Genomic DNA, 18,720 nt, shown 5'->3' with positions numbered 1-18,720 from the left:
AAAAATGACCGTAATCCGGTTAAAAAGAGGCCCTCTACCACCGAAGAAGACACGCTCCCCAGGTGAATCCGCCGCCCATGGCTTCCAAAATCACCACATCACCAGTACTGATTCGCCCTTGCTTGACGGCTTCATCCAGCGCCAGCGGAATAGACGCCGCCGAGGTGTTGGCATGCTTGTGGACAGTCATCACGATTTTTTCCGGATCAATACCCAGTTTTTTGGCGGTTCCGTCCAGAATACGTTTATTGGCCTGATGAGGCACCACAATATCCACATCGTCCGCTGCCAGCCCCACAGCATGGAGCGACTCGCCAACCACATCAGCCAGATTTTTCACCGCATGCCGGAATACTTCGCGCCCCTTCATCCGCAGATAACCGGTGGATTTGGTAGATGACGGCCCGCCATCCACATATAACAAGTCATTATAACGCCCGTCAGAATGCAGATGGGTCGTGAGAATGCCACGATCCGTATTTTTCCCCTCGCCTTCATGCGCGCTCAGGATAACGGCGCCGGCGCCGTCGCCAAAAAGCACACAGGTGGTACGATCTTCCCAGTCAAGGATACGGGAAAAGGTTTCGGCTCCAATCACCAGAACATTTCTGGCCTGCCCCGATCTGATAAAATTATCCGCCGTTGCAAGGGCATACACAAACCCCGAACAAACTGCCTGGACATCAAACGCGGCACCGTGCGTCATCCCCAGGGCAGCCTGAACCCGCGTGGCTGTAGAGGGAAAGGTCTGGTCCGGGGTAGCCGTTGCAAGAATAATCAAATCCAGCTCATCGGCTGTCATATCGGCATCGGCCAGCGCCCGTTTTGACGCCTCAAGCGCCAGGTCAGAAGTGAGCTCCCCTTCTGCCGCAATATGGCGTTGCCGGATACCGGTACGCTCGATGATCCACTCATCGCTCGTATCGACAACATCTTCCAATTGTTTGTTGGTTACCACCTTTTCAGGAAGGTAAGAGCCACAGCCAGCAATGACGGAACGTATCACACTCATATAACTTTTTCCTCGGCCAACATCTCCGTTTGGCCTTGCATATGCCCTTCAAAATTTTTCAGATCAACCGTAATTTTTCCCGCCAGATCATTGACTGCCATATCCACAGCAACCCCGACGGCGCTGGCAAAACCGGACCCGTTGGCACTGCCATGACTTTTGATCACCAGACCATTGAGCCCCATAAATACGGCACCATTATGATTGTTGGGATCGAGGTGGTCCTTGAGTCCCTGCAATGAAGAGCGAGCAAAGAGATACCCAATTTTGGAGAAAATGGAATCTTTCAGGGCCGCGGAAAGAAGTCCGGAAATCATCTTGGCTGTTCCTTCCGCCATTTTCAGGGCCACATTGCCGGTGAAACCATCGGTTACCACCACATCAACCTCACCGCTAGCCAGACCGTGACCTTCGGTAAAGCCCACATAATTCATGGGCAGATCAGCTTCTTTCAACATGCGGTCGGCGTTCTTGATCACGTCATTGCCTTTGAGTTCTTCCACCCCCACATTCAATAACGCCACGGAAGGTTTGCTCACGCCCAGCACCGTTCTGGCAAACGCCGCACCCATGATCGAAAACTGAACCAGGTTGTTTTCGTCACATTCCACATTGGCCCCAAGATCCAGCATGATGCTTTCGCCGTTGGACGTTGGCAGAAGCGATGCCAGTGCCGGACGATCAATACCCGGCATGGTGCGCAACATAAATTTGGCCATCGCCATCAGGGCCCCTGTATTTCCGGCAGACACTGCTGCACATGCTTCTCCATTCTTGACCGCCTGGATGGCGCAGCCCATGGAAGACTCCCTGCCGCGTCTTAAGGCCTGGCTAGGTTTTTCTTCGGCGGAAACCACCTTATCGGTATGGCGGATTTCACATCCTTCTTTTAATAATGGGTACCTGGTGACCAAAGGCACAATTGCCGTTTCGTCGCCAAACAAAATAAACTTTACTGTCGGATACCTTTCCCGAGCGAGACTTGCCCCTTCCACGACGATTTCCGGCGCATCATCGCCACCCATGGCATCCAGTGCTATGATCAATTCCCGTGTCAAGATAACCCTTATTCCTGATGAGGGGGCAACCATACCCCACGACCAAATCGTCATATTCCCTGAACGCAGTACAGTACATTATAGTATACTGGACATATTATACTGTACCTGTTGTTATCCTGTTAACGGCCCGACAATAAAGAAATATCATTGATCTTCAAGTCTTAATCTTTAAGACCTTTTAAAATTGCAAAGGGATTCTTTTTTTCCTCTGCAAGCGATGGGTCGTCTTCCTGCAGGATTTTGTATCCCAGTTCATCGCCTTTTGCACTGGCGGAACGGGGATAAGGATTAATGGCAAGAGCCAACTGCTGAGCAACCTGTTCCCCGATGTCGATAATGCTGGAGGTCATCACCTCCAGATCCTCTTCATCCGGACGGATTTCAATCTCTGTCGCGGGGGCCATCGTGGCATATTTTTCATCTACAAAATAAATAATAAAGTCTTCCTGGGCCTGTTCCACAACTTCTTCAAGACTGATCGAACAGAGCTGCACAATATCAGCTTCAACCCTGCCTTTGAGAACAAATCGCACCCCCTGCCCGTCCGCAGCAGGTTCCAAACGGCAGTGGCTTTGCAAAGAACGAATATCAACAACGGAAAATCTTCGGGCCAGAGCCGCACATTCTTCCGGGCTGCCTTCGATCACAAACTCCCGTCCTGATTTGGGCAATGTCGTAATATCAACCGGGCGGGATAGTTCAGAAACTGGTGTGTGTGACGTCATGTCTAGTCTTAACCTTCTATGAGGCCGTCAAAGTTGACCTGTCCTTGATACATATTGCTCAACGTCTGGTTTTCAAGGTGCGCGTCAAGGGTCAGGATGTATTCCACAAGGGCCTCAAGCTTCTCTGATTCCGGTTCCTGCCCGCGGTACATATTGCGCAACAGTGCCAGCTTCAGGGCGGTCCGGTCGTGAAAATTTTCCTCATAGGCTTGTCTGCGGCCATAAAAGGCCTCGGCCATCGCCTTGATTTTTTTGCCCACACTCAGATCACCGACCCCCATCTCGCGCAATGACAGATCCAGATTTTCAAACATCACCTCCTGTAGGTAACGCTGCAGGAGAGCACTGTTCTTACCATTTTCCACAGCCAAGCGCCGCAATAGCAGAATCATATGCAGGCAGATCAGGTCGAATCGTCCATCCAGCGTATCCGCCACCTTAAGGCGCGTATAAAAATAAGGTTGCCGGGACTGTTCCACAACAGCATCAAAGAGCTGATATGCTGCGTTTTTCAGTTTGCTTCGCCGTCGTAAAAAATCAAACATTTGCGTCGTTCCGGAATTCTTCCTGCTTCACCTGTTTGGAAATGGCATTCAGGGTAGTGGAAGATTTGCCTAAAACATTTGACTAGACTGTCTGCTGATGCCATTTTGTAGCAGATTTGCGCCTGAGGTATCATGCCGGCGGCCAAACTGCAAACAAAACTGTACAGACTGATTTAGGTGGCTCGACTGCATATGACACTTTCAAAGAAGACATTCTTTCTGCTGACCCTGGTTATCCTTGCAATCGGTGCCTGCTCTCCTCGCAAATATGTACGGGGATACATGGCCGACGAGACAATGGTATCCGCCATCCGGCCCCAAGTCGATACACAGGATTCCGTACAGAGCATGCTGGGCAGTCCGACCGCCACATCAACATTTGATAATCTGAACTGGTATTATTACACAAAGCGTTCCGAGCAGCTTGCCTTCTTTTCGGAAGACATCACCGAACTCGATATTATTGCCATCCGCTTTAACGAAGACGGCTACGTGACTAAGGTTGATCGATATACCCTGGAGGATCTTCAGGAAGTGGCTATGTCCGGGGACAAGACCAAAACCTATGGCAAGGAACTTGGCTTCTTCAAGGAACTGTTCGGCAATATTGGCCGCTTTGGCGCCGGCAATCCCTCAACACCCCAAGCCGGCAACTGACAGCTGGCCAGGCCGTCACACCTTCCCGGTTTGAACACATACTTGAACATATGCCGGACCGCTCAGCAGCGTCTCGTCACTACAGTTTATTTTAATGGGCCCGGACTTCCACCACGAGAACCTTGTTGACGGCGGTTTTGCCGATAACCTCGTTGCTGATTTTTTTCATTCTATCCGAAAAGGCTTGATAGTCCACCATATAGGGATTGTCTTTCCGGCCAATGGGTGTTTCCGAAACGCTCTGAAGCAAAGCGCTGCGAATCAACGGCAGATTCCTGACCACAAGAAGCTTGTTTTCATTACTTTCCACTTCGATGGACAGGTCCATGACCACATAATTCAACACCCGCCCCTTATGGACCAGAGGGGCGGTAAAGCGCTCCATCTTCACATAATGAATATCTTTGGGCTTTGGAGGATCTTTCTTTTCCTGCGCAGCACCGGGCGCCATTCCGCCTGTTTCTGCACCCAGAAACAGAAACGCCGCTCCCCCGGCGGCGCCGCCAATCACAAGCCCGGCCAGAAGGCCGACAATCAGAAATTTTTTCCCCCCTGACTGACCGTTTCCCACAGATATATTGTCTTCAGCCATTCTGTTCCCCTGCCTTTATTTGGTTTTAAATCTCAACTCTAGAGTGAATTAAGACAATCTATCCACAACTCAATCTAGAAGTGGCTAAAACCTTCCGTCTCGCCTGTCTGTAACACATCACGATGATCCTGATCCAGCAGATGCAGTTCCCTGCTTTGCGTCATTTGTCCAATTCTGGTCAAGGAGAGTCCCAGTTCCTGGGAAAGAGCCGTAACCTCCTTTTCCCGGTTTTCCGGCACGGTGAACAACATTTCATAGTCATCCCCCCCCTGCCATACTTTTTTGTTATATGCGGGGAATCTTTCAAAAACCTTACCCGCCGCCGGGGAGAATGGCAGATCAGATTCAAAAATACGAGCCCCCAGACCTGAGGCCTCGCAGATATGCCGCAGATCAGCAATCAATCCGTCGGAAATGTCCATGGCTGCGCTGGCCAGGTCCCGAAGGGCCCGTCCAAGCGCAAGACGCGGTTGCGGCAAAAGGTAACGATCGACAAGGAAATCCCGGCATTTGACGTCCGGTTCTTCCAGCGTTCCCTGTCGCAGGGCCAGCCCGATGGCACTATCCCCCAGCGTGCCAGAAACATAGATCACATCCCCTGCCCGGGCCCCGAAACGGTGCAGCGCCCTGCCCTTTGGCACCGTACCCAGAGCCGTCAGCGAGATGGTCAGGGGTCCTGGGGTGGACACCGTATCTCCCCCCAGAAGGGTCAGGGAAAATTCCTGCTGGTCCTGCGCCAGCCCTTTGGTAAAAGCCGCCACCCAGTTCCGACGCTGTTCCGCCGTCATCTTTTGCGGCAGCGCCAGGGCCAGAAGATACCCTTTGGCATCAGCTCCCATGCCGGCCAGATCCGAAAGATTAACCCGCAACGCCTTGCGGGCCAACATATCCGGCGCGTCGGTCTCCAGAAAATGTACAGAACAGACAAGCGCATCCTTGGTCAATACCAATTCCTGTCCCGGTTCCGTTTGGAAAACCGCAGCATCATCCTGAAGCCCGAAGGCAGGGGCCCCCTCCCCGGCCAAAGGAGCAAAATACCGGTAAATGAGATCGAATTCGCCGGAACTCATAGGTCTCTCCTGTTCTGAGAGCTTTCCTGTGCTGGGGGTCTTCTTTACTGGTGGCTCTTGTCGGCCCCTTTCGCAAGGTGCTGTCGCGGGTTCAGCTTCGGGTAATCCGCGCCAGCTTGTCCAATACGCCATTGACAAAGCCGGGCTTGCTGTCCTCAAAAAAAGCCTTCGCCAGATCCACATATTCATTAATGATGACTTTGGTGGGGATATCTGGACGGGCCAGAAGTTCATAAGTACCGGCCCGCAGAATGGCCCGCGCCACAGACTCGATCCTGTCCAGAGTCCAGTCATCACTCAACGCCGAAGCCACCAGCGCGTCAATTTCCTCCAAACGAAGCTCTACCCCCTTGGTCAGGTCCGTAAAAAGTTCCTGATCGGCTTCGTTATACAAATCACCCTCAATTTCGGTGCCCAGACGGTATTTGAGAAATTCCGGCACCACCTCGCCGGCGGTCTCCCCGTTGACTTCCATCTGGTAAAGGGCCTGAACCGCGCCGAGCCGCGCGGCACTTCTGGCCCCGCCGCCTTTCATGGCTTTTTCCGTCATCAGCGACTTAACCCATATTGTTGTTTCAGTTCAATCATCCTGAGCGCAGCTTCCGTTGCCGCCGCACCTTTGTTGCCCCGATCAACTGCCGCCCGCGCCCAAGCCTGTTCCCTGTTTTCAACCGTCAGAATACCGTAGCCAATAGCCAGACGGTCCCGGATGGCCAGGTCCTGTAGACCGCGGGCGCTTTCACCACAGACATAATCGTAATGTGTCGTTTCACCTCGGATAACAACCCCGAGTCCGACAAAGCCATCATATTGCCCGCTGTCTGCGGCAAACCGTATGGCCGCCGGTATTTCAAACGCCCCCGGCACACTGATCCGATCATATTCTGCGCCCGCCGCATCAAGGGCCGCCATGGCCCCCTTGACCAGCTCATCAGCCAAATCTTCATAAAAGCGCGCTTCAACAATTAATAATTTAAGTTTTTCTGACATATAAGGGCCTCAGAATCTGGTTTATGCAGTATTTTTATCCACGAAACGAATATCGATGGCTTCATCAAATTTGCGGTGTTCAACAATGTTCAGGCCATAACCTTCAATGCCCACCACATGCTGGTTGGAATTGGACAGCAAAATGATGTCCTTGATCCCCAGATCCACAAGTATCTGGGCGCCAATCCCATAATTTTTCAGATTCTTGACCGGGGAAGGCAGAACGTTCTGCTTATGCTCGATCACGTCGGTGAGCGAAAATCTCTTGGTTTCTCTCAGCACCACAATCACTCCGCTGCCTTCCCTGCCGATTTCCACCATCGCTTTTTGCAGCTGATTACGGCGCGGACCTGCTTCACCCAGAATATCTTCAAAAATATTCATCGGATGCATTCTGACCAAGACGGGTTTGCTGCCGTCAATTTTGCCTTTGGTCAGCACAAGATGCTGATTGAAGTCATCCTTGACCACATAGGAGTGAACATCAAAAGTCCCGCCAAATTCGGACTCGATTTTGGTTGTCGCAGTGCGTTCGATCAGGTTGTCATAACGGCGGCGATAGGCGATCAGGTCCGCAATGGTCGCCACTTTCAAATTATGTTTTTTGGCAAATTCCACCAGATCCGGCAGCCGTGCCATGGTGCCATCATCATTCATAATTTCGCAAATCACACCGGCCGGAATAAGACCTGCCAATCGGGCCACATCAACCGCAGCTTCGGTATGGCCAGCCCGCACCAAAACCCCGCCCTGGCGTGCGATAAGCGGAAAAACATGTCCGGGCGTGACGATGTCCTCCCGGCCTTTGGTCGGGTCGATGGCCACGGCGATAGTATGGGATCTGTCGGCTGCGGAAATGCCAGTGGTCACCCCTTCGGCGGCTTCAATGGAAACCGTAAACGCGGTCTGATGGCGGGTGCCATTGTCCCTGGACATCATTTCAAGGCCCAGCTCGTCAGCCCGTTCCCGGGTCAGCGCCAGACAGATCAACCCCCGACCATATTTGGCCATGAAATTGATCGCTTCGGGCGTCGCCATTTGGGCCGGAATAATCAGATCACCTTCGTTTTCCCGGTCCTCGTCATCCACAAGAATGAACATACGACCATTTTTGGCATCTTCCAAAACGTCTTCAATGGGGGATAAAAACCTGTGTGGCATGGTATTCCGGCCTTCAATTATAGCTCATTCATTCTGGCTACATAACGCGCCAGAATATCAATTTCAAGATTGACCCGATCGCCCGCGCGGATCTCGTTAAACGTGGTTTTTTCTTGTGTATGCGGGATAATGTTGACGCCAAACAGATGGCGGTCCTGTTCATCCTTTGTTACTTCATTAACGGTCAGGGAAACGCCATTAATGGTAATAGACCCCTTTTCGGCAACAAACTTTGCAAGCGCTTCAGGTATCGAAACCTGCAACCGCAACGACTCTCCGTCAGGTTTACGGCTGATGACCTCGCCCACGGCGTCCACATGCCCGGTGACAATGTGCCCGCCCAACTCATCCCCTACTTTCAAGGCCCGCTCCAGATTGATCCGGCTGCCAGGGGCCCAGTCTCCCAGGACCGTACGCGATAGTGTTTCGGCAGACACATCCACACTAAACCAGTCCTCCCCCTTGTCCACCACTGTCAGGCAGACACCAGAACAGGCGATGGAGGCCCCGATATCTATACTGTGCGTGTCATAGGCGGTTTCAATCACCATATGAGTATCACCTTTATGCTCAATGGCTCTGACGCGGCCGATATCCGTAACAATTCCTGTAAACATTTCAGTACGTTATCCTGTATTCTTCCCAGCAATCAGCGCCTGCAACTCCATCAAAGATTTTTGTAAAGCGCGGCATATGTTCCAGCTTTTCCAGACCAAGAAGGCCAACAGCCGATACCCCGTCTTCACCAATCAGCGAAGAGGCCCTGAACCACACAAGACGGTCTAGCAGACTTGACCGGATCAGGGAAGCATTAAGTTTTCCGCCTCCCTCCGTCAAAAGCCGGGTAATTCCCCTTTGCGCCAGGGATTTCATCACTTCGGGCAGAAACAACTTACCATCGCCCCCTACAGCGACATTAATCACCTCTATTCCCAAATCGGCAAGTTTTTGTTTTTTCTCGCGCTCTTCACAGGCCGTCATGACCCATGTCGGAATTTCAGCTGCAGTCTGCGCCAGTTGACACTCAGCGGGAAGGCGTAACTCCCTATCCAGCACCACGCGAATGGGCGAGCGCTCTTCGAGCCCCGGCAAACGACAGGTGAGTGCGGGATCATCTGCCAAAACCGTGCCTATTCCAGTCAAAATAGCGTCATGGACGGCCCGCAAGGCATGGCCGCGCGCCCGGGACTCGGCGCCGGTGATCCATTGGCTTTTTCCATTGGCCAGCGCAATCTTGCCGTCCAGGGTCGAGGCAATCTTGGCTGTAACCAAAGGGCGGTTCTGCTGAACCTTGAGAAAGAAACCGGCATTAACCTCATCAGCGGCCTCTTTCAGAACCCCGCTCTGCACCTCGATGCCGGCCTGTCTGAGAATGTCCAGTCCCTTGCCATTCACGCGCCGGTCCGGATCCGTAGTTGCCACGACAACCCGTTTGATGCCCGAAGAAATCAGACTTTCCACGCAGGGCGGGGTCTGCCCATGATGGGCACAGGGTTCCAGCGTCACATAAGCACAGCCGCCCCGGGCTCTGTCCCCGGCCTGATTTAGGGCGATCGTTTCGGCATGGGGGCGACCGCCCGGTTGTGTCCAGCCCCGACCGGCCACATGCCCCTGGCTGTCCACAATAATACAGCCCACCGCGGGGTTGGGCGCCACACGCCCCAACCCACGCCGGGCCAGTGACAGGGCCGCAGCCATATAGTCTCTGTCCTGTTGCTCCTGTTTTTTCAAAGCCCCAAGCCCTTTTCCAAAGCGATTTGTGTGATGCCGGACGGTTACTGCCGGCCTGCCCGACCCCTTTCACGGCCTGCTACAGCCTGTCTGTCTCAGGTTTTTTCGGGTTCCGGCTCACCGGCAAGGGTGCCAACAAAGTCCTCGAAATCCTTGACCTCGCGGAAGTTTTTATACACGGAGGCAAATCTCACATAAGCCACCTTGTCCAGATTGCCCAAACCTTCCATGATCAGTTTGCCGATCTGTTTCGATTCAATCTCGCTTTCGCCCATGCTTTCCAGTTGGCGCACAATCCCATTGATCATGCGTTCCACCTTTTCTTCATCCACAGGCCGTTTGCGCAGTGCCAGACGAATGGAACGTTCCAGCTTTTCCCGTTCAAACGGAACGCGCTGCCCGTTTTTCTTCAGCACCGTAAGCTCGCGCAGCTGCACCCGCTCAAAGGTAGTAAAGCGGGCGCCACAAGCGCTACAGGAGCGCCGGCGGCGGATTGCGGAATTATCTTCGGTCGGACGGGAGTCCTTGACCTGTGTGTCATCATTTCCACAAAATGGGCACCGCATCAGGCTCTCCTCTGCACGTATCCGTTAAAACTGCCCTATTGTAATATGAATTCCCTTTTAATAAATGGGGAACTCCTGGCACAAGGCAACAACTTTTTCACGTACGGCATTTTCCACAGCAGAATTATCTTCCCGGTTGGCCACCAGACCGTCCAGAACCTCAACGATATAATCGCCGATTTTTTCGAATTCGGCAGTCCCGAACCCGCGGGTGGTGCCGGCGGGGGTTCCCAGCCGGATGCCTGACGTGACCATGGGTTTTTCGGGATCAAACGGCACACCGTTTTTGTTGCAGGTAATATGCGCCCGCCCCAGTGAAGCGTCTGCATCCCGACCGGTCAGCCCTTTGGGCCGCAGATCTACCAGCATCAGATGCGTATCGGTACTACCGGAAACAATGTCGCACCCGCCATCTTTCAGCTTTTGAGCCAGGACCTTGGCGTTGGCGACCACATTGGCGGCATATTGTTTGAATTCAGGACGCAGGGCCTCGCCAAAGGCAACAGCCTTGGCTGCAATCACATGCATCAGCGGACCGCCCTGCAGGCCAGGAAAAACCGCACTATTGATCTTTTTGGCGATGGCCTCGTCATTGGTGAGGATCATGCCGCCCCGCGGCCCTCTAAGGGTCTTGTGTGTCGTGGTTGTCACCACATGTGCAAATTCCATGGGGTTGGGATGCGCGTCCCCGGCAACCAGCCCGGCGAAATGCGCCATATCCACCATGAGATAGGCCCCCACCTCATCGGCAATCTCCCGGAAGCGTTTAAAGTCGATCACCCGGGGATAAGCCGATCCGCCGGCGATAATCAGTTTCGGGCGATGTTCCTTGGCCAATGCCTCGACCTGATCAAAATCAATCAGGGCGTCTTCCCGGCGTACACCATATTGAACCGCATGGAACCATTTCCCGCTTTGGGCTGGCGGCGCACCATGCGTCAGATGCCCCCCGGCATCAAGAGACATCCCCATGATCGTATCACCCGGTTTCAGCAAAGCCATCATAACAGCGCCATTGGCCTGGGCCCCGGAATGGGGCTGCACATTTACAAAACCCGCATTAAACAGTTTTTTCGCCCGCTCAATGGCTAGGCTTTCCGCCACATCCACAAATTCGCACCCGCCATAATAACGCCGGCCCGGATAGCCTTCGGCATATTTGTTGGTAAGGATTGATCCCTGCGCTTCGAGCACGGCCCGGCTGACAATATTTTCAGAAGCGATCAACTCAATATGCTCTCTCTGGCGACCCATTTCGCTATTGATAGCCTCAAGAATTTCAGGATCCGTGTCTGCAAGCGGTGCCGTGAAGAAGTTTTTCAGATCAAAAGATGACATGGAACTCAATCCTTACCTTTCAAAATTTTGTGTCGTAAGTTTCTGGATATGTGCCAGCATTTAAACCGGCAATCTGCCGTCAGGACATCTTGGCGACCCGGCGTTCATGCCGACCTCCTTCAAAGTCCGTATTCAGAAAAATATGCAGGCAATCGCGGGCCACATCCACACCTGTCGTACGTTCCCCCAGCACCAGGACATTAGCGTTGTTGTGTTCCCGGGACAACCGTGCCGTCAGACCGTCATGGACAAGGGCCGCCCGCACATGCCGGTGGCGATTGGCGGCAATACTGATACCAATACCCGACCCACAGATCAGAACCCCGCGAGACACCCGGCCCTCGGCAAGACACTGCGCCATGGCTTCGGCATAATCGGGATAATCCACCGACTCAAGGCTGTGGCATCCCAGATCAAGGGGATCATAACCCGCTTTTTCCAATTCTTCCTTGAGGATTTTCTTCAGGGTAAAACCACCGTGATCGCTGGCTAAGGCAATGGTTTCTTTGGACATCTCGACAAGTTCCCTGGATCATGGCCGCCCGGCGGCCTGTGGCGTGCCAAACTCTATGGCGCTTCATATCATATGATCTGCCGCTTGCCTACCATCTGTATGGTAAAAAAGACTCTTTTGTTGCAAATCCCGCCTGCCTGAACAGCGTATCGTATTACTCACACGACAGCTTTCTGCCTTGTATCCTCGCGATATCGAAAATGATCGGACAGTGACAAAAGACTTATTGTTCCCTGGAAAGAACATATTTCAGTTTATTGATGGCCAGACGGCTAAGCTCGGCCTGACTGGCACGAGGGGAGCCCACAATGGACACTTCCCGACCGGTTCTGGGATCAACCGCTGATACCTTGACGGAATTGCCCACCTGAATGAACTCTACCAGGAATTCTTCTTCATGATCACGGTTCATGGCCCGTTGCCCGTTGTATCCAGAAGCCCGAGATCAGGCCGCGCAGGAAACCCTGTCAATATCCAGCCGGTCCCACACCGCCCGCAATGCTTCGACAAGATGTTGCATCATTTCATCCGTATGCAGCGGCGATGGTGTAAAGCGCAGACGTTCCGTCCCGCGCGGCACCGTGGGATAATTGATCGGCTGAACATAAATGCCAAAATCATTCAACAGCATATCGGAAGCTTTTTTGCAGATCACCGGATCCCCGACCAGAACAGGCACAATATGACTGGTGGACGGCATGACCGGCAGGCTGGCGTCGCGCATCATTTGTTTCAGGGTTGCCGCCCGCTCCTGATGCTCCTGCCGTTCCGTGCTGCTGATTTTTAAATGCCGTACGCTGGCCAGCGCACCGGCCGCAAGCACTGGCGACAGGGACGTGGTAAAAATAAATCCTGGCGCAAAACTGCGCACTGCATCCACAATATTATGAGTCGAAGTGATATACCCGCCCATCAGGCCAAACGCCTTGCCCAGCGTGCCCTCAATCACAGTCAGCCGGTCCATCAGGCCCAACTGCTCAGCAACGCCGCCGCCCCGCGGTCCATACATGCCCACGGCATGCACTTCATCAAGATATGTCAGCGCGTTGTATTTATCAGCCAGATCGCAGATCGCCTCGATTGGCCCAAAATCGCCATCCATGGAATAAACGGATTCAAAGGCAATCAGTTTGGGGCGTTCCGGATCTGTCTGTTTCAGCAAATCTTCCAGATGATCCACGTCATTGTGCCGGAAAACATGTTTTTCACATCCGCTGTTTCTGATGCCACTGATCATAGAGGCGTGATTCAGCTCATCGGAAAAGATCACACAACCGGGCATCAGCTTGCCCATAGTGCTCAAGGTCGCCTCATTGGAAATATAACCGGAGGTAAAAAGCAACCCGGCTTCCTTTCCATGAAGGTCCGCAAGTTCCTGTTCCAGAAGAACATGATAATGGTTGGTGCCAGAGATATTGCGGGTGCCCCCGGCGCCGGCGCCCACCTTGTCCAGCGCGTCTTCCATGGCTTTGATCACAACCGGATGCTGCCCCATGCCAAGATAATCATTTCCGCACCAAACCACGATTTCACGGGTTTGGCCATCCACATGCCAGATGGCTTTGGGGAACTCGCCTTTTTGACGTTCGATGTCCATAAAGACCCGATACCGCCCCTCTGACTTGATTTTCTTGAGAGCGTCCGAAAAAATGCGATCATAATCCATCGTCATGCCTTACTTCTTTAAGAAACTTCTCATGTGGTACCCGATAATGGCGCTCAAGGGAAGAAAAAAACCGTCCCCTCGCCCACGACAATCGGCCCGCCATATCACATAATCAAATGCCCCTGAACAGGAGGTTCAGAGGCATTATAGCATTCTTTTATCAGAATAGGGCGCGCGCTGGCGATGATTTATGTCAATCATCAGATCTGAAATCTCAACATATCACTCCAGAAACTCTCCAGATTACGCAGGGCATTGCGCAATTGCGTAATATCCTGATCCTCAAATATGGAGCGCTCCTTGATAATATCCAAATTTTCATCAAAAAGCTCGTTCACCAGACGGCAGACTTCTTTGCCCTTGTCGCTCAACCAGATCCGGAGTGCCCGGCGGTCATGTTCGGAACGCTCCTGCATGATATATCCGCCCTCCACCAGTTTTTTGAGATTATAGGACACATTGGAGCCCAGATAATATCCCCGGCTTCTCAGGTCTCCTGCTGTCATTTCATGATCACCAATATTGTAAATCAACAGGGCCTGGACGCTATTAATGTCGGCCATTCCCATGCTATCAAGGCGATTTTTGACGATGTCCAACATACGGCGGTGCAACCGTTCAATCAGGCGCAGACACTCCAGAAAATTGTGTTTTGTGCGCGCTTCCGGGGTTTCATGCCCTCCGATCAGAGTACTGCTGTGAGGTGCAATTGACATATGGCTTGCCTCGGGTTGTCCTTAACATTTCAAAATTTAAGCAATGATTTCTCAAAACCTCCCAAGATATACCCCAAGAACCCCTAACAAGCTGTTAATAGCCGTTAAAAAACCACAAATCGGGAAAAATGCCGTTTGTAGGAATACCCTACCCCGCCCGAGGCTTTTTCAAAGATTTTTGCGCCGTTTTTCGATAAAATGGGCGCATAGCATTTGTATTTATAAAATAATTGGATATGGTGCTCCCAATTCTCCTGCGTTGCGGGTTTAGATGCAGACTAGACAAGGATAAGCCAACAATGATGCCAAGAAACTTTACCGGCCGTTTCCCCCTTTCCCGTCCGCGGCGGCTGCGCCGCACCGTCTGGTCGCGGGATCTACACCGGGAACACACCCTGCATGTCAAGGATCTGATCTGGCCGGTTTTTGTCCAGGAGGGCAGTAAAAACAAAACAGAAGTCGCCTCAATGCCCGGTGTCTTCCGTTTCAGCCCGGATCTTCTTGTGCACGAAGCAGAACGCGCCTGCCGGCTGGGCATTCCGGCGATCGCCCTATTCCCCCAAACGCCTGATGATCTGAAAACTCCCGAGGGGCAGGAAGCCTGCAATCCGGATAACCTGATCTGTCGGACGGTCAGAGTATTAAAAAAGGAGTTCCCGCAACTGGGCATCATTTGTGATGTGGCGCTGGATCCCTACACAACACATGGCCAGGACGGCGTGATCATTGATGGTGAGGTTGATAATGACAGCACCAATGAAATTCTGGTGCGACAGGCCGAAGTTCAGGCCGAGGCAGGATGTGACATACTGGCGCCGTCGGACATGATGGACGGACGGATCGGACTTATTCGCGCCAGGCTGGAGGAATGCGGCCTGCCACAGGTTCAGATCATGGCCTATGCCGCCAAATACGCTTCTGCCTTTTACGGCCCCTTTCGCGATGCCGTGGGCTCCAATAAAAGCTTAAAGACGGGCGGCAAGGAGACATATCAGATGGATCCCGCCAACAGCGACGAGGCGTTGCGGGAAGTGGCTCTCGACATTCAGGAAGGCGCCGATTCCCTGATTATCAAACCGGGCCTGCCCTATCTGGATATTATCCGCCGGGTCACAGACGAATTCGGTTTTCCCACCTTTGCCTATCAGGTCAGCGGCGAATACGCCATGCTCCATGCCGCCGCACAGAACGGCTGGCTGGACCTGGAAAAGGTGATGATGGAAAGTCTTCTGGCCTTTAAACGCGCGGGGGCGTGCGGGGTGCTCACCTATTTTGCCCCCGTGGTTGCCGAAAAACTTCTTGCAGAATGATATATTATAGCAATTAGACCCAATCCCGATTAATTCAGCAGGTCATTGGGCAGTTCCTGAACCGCTTCATCAAGTTCATAGAAGCTGGGCTGCATGTCTGCGGGCACGCTGCGCCGCCCGATTTCGGCAGAAATCTGGGGGGCGTTGCCGTGCAGATGAGCAATCAGTACATCCTTGATCACATGGAAGAAGTGGCCTTCCTCATCAATGATCTGCTGCAACCGGGCGGCGATGGGACTTGTTACACAATAAGACAGCAGAATCCCCAGGAAAGTTCCCACCAGCGCCCCGCCAATCATGGCCCCCAGAACTTCGATAGGCTGATCGATGCTGCCCATGGTCTTGATCACGCCCATCACCGCGGCCACAATCCCCAACGCCGGAAAGGATTCCCCCAGCACCGCTAACGCATGGGCGCCCTCGCTGGCTTCGTGGTGGTGTTTTTCCAGATCCTTCATAATGACATCCTCAACCTGATGCGGATCGTCAAAATTCATCGTGGTCATCCGCAGATAATCACAAATAAAGTCCACCACATGATGGTCACCGGCCAGTTTGGGGAAATTGTTGAAAATCTTGCTGTCGTGCGGATTTTCAATATGCGGTTCTAAGGCGATTACGCCCTTGGTCTTGATCAGCTTGGTAAGTAGAAACATCAGGCTCAAAAGATCCTTGTAATCTTCCGCCTTCCATTTGGGGCCCTTGATGACTTTCCCAAGCCCGGCCACGCCTTTTTTGATCACCCGGCCGCCATTGCTGACCATGAACGCCCCGACCCCGGCCCCCCCGATGATCATGCCTTCGAGGGGCAAGGCTTTCAGGATGGGCGCCATTTTTCCCCCGGCCAGCACATAGCCGCCGAAAACCATCACAATTACGATGATAAGACCAATTATAACAAGCATTCTGACTTGACCCTTTATCCTTGAGGACCCGGAGCACCTGGTTGTACAGGTTCTTCCGACTCTAACAGTGTCCTTATTTGAGACAGTTATAGTTAAAGGTCGTTAAGCAAGGTTTAATGTAGTGCTAAAAACCGAAAGTTTTTAAGGGCTATGCACAGCTATTGCTGAAAGCTTGTGTCTAAAGCCAACACATCAAGTTTCATATGGGACGGTAAGGATGACGATCCTCTTTGACGAATGCCGAGTTGTACACTTCACGAAACAGTATCCGACAACCCTATCGCGGCAATGGCAAAACCAGCCTCCAACAAACTGTCATACGCCAGAAGATATTCTTCATTGGCAGCAAACTCCAAAGCCTCTATCCCCCCGATCCCGGCTTCCAGAGGAACGGGATATTTGGACATCAGGGTTGAAAGGTCGTCAAGGGCCCGCCCCGTTATAGGCGTGATCGATCACATGGCTGTTGTCGCCAAACCGCAGCCGGGTCTGCCGCCCCACAAGGTCATAGGCGTAGTAGACATTGGTCCGGGACGCGGCACAGGTGATGCCGATGGCGCCATAGGCCCCGCCCGTCTGCTGCAACTTCCTCACCTTTCGTCCCAGCGCGTCATAGGCATAAAGCAGCCAGTCGCCCCGCCGGAGGTGAGATTGCCGCTGTCGTCGTAAGTATAAATCAAGATCCGACAAACCAACCGGACAGCAAAAGAAAAATATTGAACATTTTCAAAGAACAGACAAAGCGCAACTCGATTCCATCTATAAATATAGATTAATAGTATACTGTCCCCATTTTTACATTTTTACTACTTTTATCAAAACTGGCATAAGCAGCTTTTGCCCTTAAAGCGGATTCATAAGCTTTGACCTTGAATTTGGTAGTCGCGGCTGCCCAAGGCTTTTCAATAATATTTGACATTTTTTCCCCCTTCAAATTAGTCCAAAATAAAGAAGCCACGCTCGATACTAAATTTGTCATATTCCATGATACGACCGCGAACAGGCTCAAACTCCGTATATGTACTGTCAGTATTTACGCAGCCAATGAACCCTGTAATTCCCAAAAAGATATTGAGAACCGGTGCAGGATAAGTGGCATTAACCAAGTTGAATATACTCACTACCTGCTCGCTTCGCCGGTCAAGAAGTCGAATGGAACGTAAATCAACATCATAACCAAAACCCGATGGGTAGTGGCGATCCTTCGACGAAGTGATCGTATATTTTGCTTGGAATGTTTCGACCTGTTCCACGCCGATACACTGTCCCGCCCGATCCGCCAAAGGATATTCTTTTTCCTGATAAAGCTTTTGCAATGATGCCATCCTGTCATTAATTTTCGTATCGAACACAACAAGATCACCACATTCCTGGGCCCCTTGCGGATAATAGGCAAACCGGTACAGGCCCGCGGGGAACCCTTTCCATGTTCCCTGGCCCTTGGGCGTGTTCTTTTTCCACTCTACAAATTCTACGCCCGGCAACGGTAGATAATAAAAATATGTCGCCCCATCTTCTGTTGAATTGATTATAGAAGTCAGTTTTTGTGGATTTTTGGGCTGATATCCCGCCAAACGATCGCAGACATAAGGAAAGGTGATGGCTTGATAAAAATAGAAAAAAATATCTGATGAAAAGGGCGCTGCAAAAACAACGAATAGGATGACTTTCCTCAGAACTGAATAATTCTTTTTACGGCTCAACCATTTATAACGTTGTGCTACGCAAAGACACAGACGAACAGCCGCCCAACAGATCAAAAACCAACCAATCAAGCCCCCGATATGAATTAATAAGATCATTTTATCCACCCAACTCCATCACCTTGCGCGTGCCCGTTGTGGGACCGGTGTTTTGGGCCAGATGTTTTCCCATCCCTTGCCCCCTCATGCCGCAATCTCCCTCGGCCAACGCCTATTGACCAGGCCATTGTCATTGGCCGCGTAAAGATCATTTCCGTTGCCGCCGTCGCCGAACAGCTCATTGCCGAGATCGCCGCCGCCGATCAGCCCGAGCACGGGAAAAAATGGGGACAGTATACTATTTAATCGAGAACGTAGTGAATAAGATTATAAATAGTATACTGTCCCCATTTTTTCCTGTCCCCATTTTTTCATTTCCCAGCGGCTGACCCGTCATATTTGATGTTGCCCCATTCCCA

General features: G+C 52.1%; 24 protein-coding genes. 2 read left to right on the top strand and 22 right to left on the bottom strand.

Annotated features, from left to right (window positions below):
- Positions 1-34: 34 nt before the first annotated feature.
- From FE788_RS06695 to FE788_RS06680, 4 genes are all read right to left on the bottom strand, one after another.
- On the bottom strand, positions 35-1,012 hold the full coding sequence (locus FE788_RS06695; protein WP_138379901.1) for a beta-ketoacyl-ACP synthase III: 978 nt from the start codon (positions 1,010-1,012) through the stop codon (positions 35-37).
- Complete coding sequence (plsX, locus tag FE788_RS06690; RefSeq protein WP_210414179.1) at positions 1,009-2,070, bottom strand: phosphate acyltransferase PlsX; 1,062 nt, start codon at positions 2,068-2,070, stop codon at positions 1,009-1,011. The genes FE788_RS06695 and plsX overlap by 4 nt, the downstream gene beginning before the upstream one ends.
- A 164-nt stretch (positions 2,071-2,234) precedes the next feature.
- Entirely contained in the window at positions 2,235-2,798 is a 564-nt protein-coding gene (locus FE788_RS06685) for a YceD family protein (RefSeq protein WP_138379900.1), read from the bottom strand.
- Positions 2,799-2,806: 8 nt separating this feature from the next.
- Entirely contained in the window at positions 2,807-3,343 is a 537-nt protein-coding gene (locus FE788_RS06680) for a ubiquinol-cytochrome C chaperone family protein (RefSeq protein WP_138379899.1), read from the bottom strand.
- A 192-nt stretch (positions 3,344-3,535) separates the two neighbouring features.
- On the opposite strand from FE788_RS06680, the gene FE788_RS06675 reads away from it, so the two are divergent.
- Complete coding sequence (locus FE788_RS06675; RefSeq protein WP_138379898.1) at positions 3,536-4,000, top strand: outer membrane protein assembly factor BamE; 465 nt, start codon at positions 3,536-3,538, stop codon at positions 3,998-4,000.
- A gap of 91 nt (positions 4,001-4,091) precedes the next feature.
- On the opposite strand, the gene FE788_RS06670 is transcribed toward FE788_RS06675, so the two are convergent.
- The 13 genes from FE788_RS06670 to FE788_RS06610 form a co-directional block, all read right to left on the bottom strand.
- Positions 4,092-4,592: a flagellar basal body-associated FliL family protein gene (locus tag FE788_RS06670; RefSeq protein ID WP_138379897.1), complete on the bottom strand. Its 501-nt coding sequence runs from the start codon at positions 4,590-4,592 to the stop codon at positions 4,092-4,094.
- Positions 4,593-4,666: 74 nt separating this feature from the next.
- Positions 4,667-5,662: a thiamine-phosphate kinase gene (gene thiL, locus FE788_RS06665; protein ID WP_138379896.1), complete on the bottom strand. Its 996-nt coding sequence runs from the start codon at positions 5,660-5,662 to the stop codon at positions 4,667-4,669.
- Positions 5,663-5,753: 91 nt separating this feature from the next.
- Positions 5,754-6,212: a transcription antitermination factor NusB gene (gene nusB / locus FE788_RS06660; protein ID WP_138379895.1), complete on the bottom strand. Its 459-nt coding sequence runs from the start codon at positions 6,210-6,212 to the stop codon at positions 5,754-5,756.
- Complete coding sequence (locus FE788_RS06655) at positions 6,212-6,652, bottom strand: 6,7-dimethyl-8-ribityllumazine synthase (protein WP_138379894.1); 441 nt, start codon at positions 6,650-6,652, stop codon at positions 6,212-6,214. The genes nusB and FE788_RS06655 overlap by 1 nt, the downstream gene beginning before the upstream one ends.
- 21 nt (positions 6,653-6,673) lie before the next feature.
- The gene (gene ribB / locus FE788_RS06650; RefSeq protein WP_138379893.1) at positions 6,674-7,813 is read right to left on the bottom strand and encodes a 3,4-dihydroxy-2-butanone-4-phosphate synthase; all 1,140 of its coding nucleotides are present in this window, start codon (positions 7,811-7,813) and stop codon (positions 6,674-6,676) included.
- 17 nt (positions 7,814-7,830) lie between these two features.
- Entirely contained in the window at positions 7,831-8,430 is a 600-nt protein-coding gene (locus tag FE788_RS06645) for a riboflavin synthase (protein WP_138379892.1), read from the bottom strand.
- A gap of 1 nt (position 8,431) precedes the next feature.
- Entirely contained in the window at positions 8,432-9,544 is a 1,113-nt protein-coding gene (ribD, locus tag FE788_RS06640) for a bifunctional diaminohydroxyphosphoribosylaminopyrimidine deaminase/5-amino-6-(5-phosphoribosylamino)uracil reductase RibD (RefSeq protein ID WP_281277194.1), read from the bottom strand.
- 95 nt (positions 9,545-9,639) lie between these two features.
- On the bottom strand, positions 9,640-10,110 hold the full coding sequence (gene nrdR, locus FE788_RS06635) for a transcriptional regulator NrdR (RefSeq protein WP_138379890.1): 471 nt from the start codon (positions 10,108-10,110) through the stop codon (positions 9,640-9,642).
- A gap of 57 nt (positions 10,111-10,167) precedes the next feature.
- Positions 10,168-11,448, bottom strand: coding sequence for a serine hydroxymethyltransferase (glyA, locus tag FE788_RS06630; protein WP_138379889.1), 1,281 nt, complete (start codon positions 11,446-11,448; stop codon positions 10,168-10,170).
- A gap of 79 nt (positions 11,449-11,527) precedes the next feature.
- Complete coding sequence (rpiB, locus tag FE788_RS06625; RefSeq protein ID WP_138379888.1) at positions 11,528-11,962, bottom strand: ribose 5-phosphate isomerase B; 435 nt, start codon at positions 11,960-11,962, stop codon at positions 11,528-11,530.
- A 223-nt stretch (positions 11,963-12,185) separates the two neighbouring features.
- A complete protein-coding gene (locus FE788_RS06620) occupies positions 12,186-12,374 on the bottom strand; it encodes a DUF6898 family protein (RefSeq protein WP_138379887.1) in 189 nt (62 codons plus the stop codon).
- Between the two features lie 33 nt (positions 12,375-12,407).
- Entirely contained in the window at positions 12,408-13,628 is a 1,221-nt protein-coding gene (gene hemA, locus FE788_RS06615) for a 5-aminolevulinate synthase (RefSeq protein ID WP_138381319.1), read from the bottom strand.
- A gap of 200 nt (positions 13,629-13,828) precedes the next feature.
- Entirely contained in the window at positions 13,829-14,344 is a 516-nt protein-coding gene (locus FE788_RS06610) for a MarR family winged helix-turn-helix transcriptional regulator (RefSeq protein ID WP_138379886.1), read from the bottom strand.
- A 299-nt stretch (positions 14,345-14,643) separates the two neighbouring features.
- On the opposite strand from FE788_RS06610, the gene hemB reads away from it, so the two are divergent.
- On the top strand, positions 14,644-15,654 hold the full coding sequence (gene hemB, locus FE788_RS06605) for a porphobilinogen synthase (protein WP_138379885.1): 1,011 nt from the start codon (positions 14,644-14,646) through the stop codon (positions 15,652-15,654).
- Between the two features lie 29 nt (positions 15,655-15,683).
- Here hemB and motA read toward each other — a convergent pair whose 3' ends face one another.
- The 5 genes from motA to FE788_RS06590 all read right to left on the bottom strand — a co-directional run bounded on the left by motA (position 15,684) and on the right by FE788_RS06590 (position 18,370).
- Positions 15,684-16,559 (bottom strand): flagellar motor stator protein MotA, encoded by an 876-nt coding sequence (gene motA / locus FE788_RS06600; protein ID WP_138379884.1) that lies wholly within the window; start codon positions 16,557-16,559, stop codon positions 15,684-15,686.
- A gap of 254 nt (positions 16,560-16,813) precedes the next feature.
- Positions 16,814-16,966: a hypothetical protein gene (locus FE788_RS14075; protein WP_168190308.1), complete on the bottom strand. Its 153-nt coding sequence runs from the start codon at positions 16,964-16,966 to the stop codon at positions 16,814-16,816.
- Positions 16,967-16,982: 16 nt separating this feature from the next.
- Positions 16,983-17,249, bottom strand: coding sequence for a hypothetical protein (locus FE788_RS06595; protein ID WP_138379883.1), 267 nt, complete (start codon positions 17,247-17,249; stop codon positions 16,983-16,985).
- An 82-nt stretch (positions 17,250-17,331) separates the two neighbouring features.
- Positions 17,332-17,478, bottom strand: coding sequence for a hypothetical protein (locus tag FE788_RS14070; protein ID WP_168190307.1), 147 nt, complete (start codon positions 17,476-17,478; stop codon positions 17,332-17,334).
- A gap of 16 nt (positions 17,479-17,494) precedes the next feature.
- A complete protein-coding gene (locus tag FE788_RS06590) occupies positions 17,495-18,370 on the bottom strand; it encodes a hypothetical protein (RefSeq protein ID WP_138379882.1) in 876 nt (291 codons plus the stop codon).
- Between the last annotated feature and the right edge of the window lie 350 nt (positions 18,371-18,720).

The organism is Luteithermobacter gelatinilyticus (assembly GCF_005849285.1).
Classification (GTDB): Bacteria; Pseudomonadota; Alphaproteobacteria; order Sphingomonadales; family Emcibacteraceae; genus Luteithermobacter; species Luteithermobacter gelatinilyticus.
The sequence above is the reverse complement of the archived record's forward strand: the minus strand, read 5'-3'. Positions and strand labels throughout refer to the sequence as shown.

Bases quoted from the DNA above. Each gene is read 5' to 3' on its own strand.
- FE788_RS06680 (WP_138379899.1), bottom strand. From the start codon at position 3,343: ATGTTTGATTTTTTACGACGGCGAAGCAAACTGAAAAACGCAGCATAT.
- glyA (WP_138379889.1), bottom strand. From the start codon at position 11,448: ATGTCATCTTTTGATCTGAAAAACTTCTTCACGGCACCGCTTGCAGAC.
- FE788_RS06645 (WP_138379892.1), bottom strand. From the start codon at position 8,430: ATGTTTACAGGAATTGTTACGGATATCGGCCGCGTCAGAGCCATTGAG.
- hemA (WP_138381319.1), bottom strand. From the start codon at position 13,628: ATGGATTATGATCGCATTTTTTCGGACGCTCTCAAGAAAATCAAGTCA.
- FE788_RS06655 (WP_138379894.1), bottom strand. From the start codon at position 6,652: ATGTCAGAAAAACTTAAATTATTAATTGTTGAAGCGCGCTTTTATGAA.
- ribB (WP_138379893.1), bottom strand. From the start codon at position 7,813: ATGCCACACAGGTTTTTATCCCCCATTGAAGACGTTTTGGAAGATGCC.
- hemB (WP_138379885.1), top strand. From the start codon at position 14,644: ATGATGCCAAGAAACTTTACCGGCCGTTTCCCCCTTTCCCGTCCGCGG.
- thiL (WP_138379896.1), bottom strand. From the start codon at position 5,662: ATGAGTTCCGGCGAATTCGATCTCATTTACCGGTATTTTGCTCCTTTG.
- FE788_RS06675 (WP_138379898.1), top strand. From the start codon at position 3,536: ATGACACTTTCAAAGAAGACATTCTTTCTGCTGACCCTGGTTATCCTT.
- nrdR (WP_138379890.1), bottom strand. From the start codon at position 10,110: ATGCGGTGCCCATTTTGTGGAAATGATGACACACAGGTCAAGGACTCC.
- FE788_RS06695 (WP_138379901.1), bottom strand. From the start codon at position 1,012: ATGAGTGTGATACGTTCCGTCATTGCTGGCTGTGGCTCTTACCTTCCT.
- FE788_RS06685 (WP_138379900.1), bottom strand. From the start codon at position 2,798: ATGACGTCACACACACCAGTTTCTGAACTATCCCGCCCGGTTGATATT.
- rpiB (WP_138379888.1), bottom strand. From the start codon at position 11,962: ATGTCCAAAGAAACCATTGCCTTAGCCAGCGATCACGGTGGTTTTACC.
- FE788_RS14075 (WP_168190308.1), bottom strand. From the start codon at position 16,966: ATGTCCAAATATCCCGTTCCTCTGGAAGCCGGGATCGGGGGGATAGAG.
- nusB (WP_138379895.1), bottom strand. From the start codon at position 6,212: ATGACGGAAAAAGCCATGAAAGGCGGCGGGGCCAGAAGTGCCGCGCGG.
- FE788_RS06670 (WP_138379897.1), bottom strand. From the start codon at position 4,592: ATGGCTGAAGACAATATATCTGTGGGAAACGGTCAGTCAGGGGGGAAA.
- FE788_RS06620 (WP_138379887.1), bottom strand. From the start codon at position 12,374: ATGAACCGTGATCATGAAGAAGAATTCCTGGTAGAGTTCATTCAGGTG.
- motA (WP_138379884.1), bottom strand. From the start codon at position 16,559: ATGCTTGTTATAATTGGTCTTATCATCGTAATTGTGATGGTTTTCGGC.
- FE788_RS14070 (WP_168190307.1), bottom strand. From the start codon at position 17,478: ATGTCAAATATTATTGAAAAGCCTTGGGCAGCCGCGACTACCAAATTC.
- FE788_RS06610 (WP_138379886.1), bottom strand. From the start codon at position 14,344: ATGTCAATTGCACCTCACAGCAGTACTCTGATCGGAGGGCATGAAACC.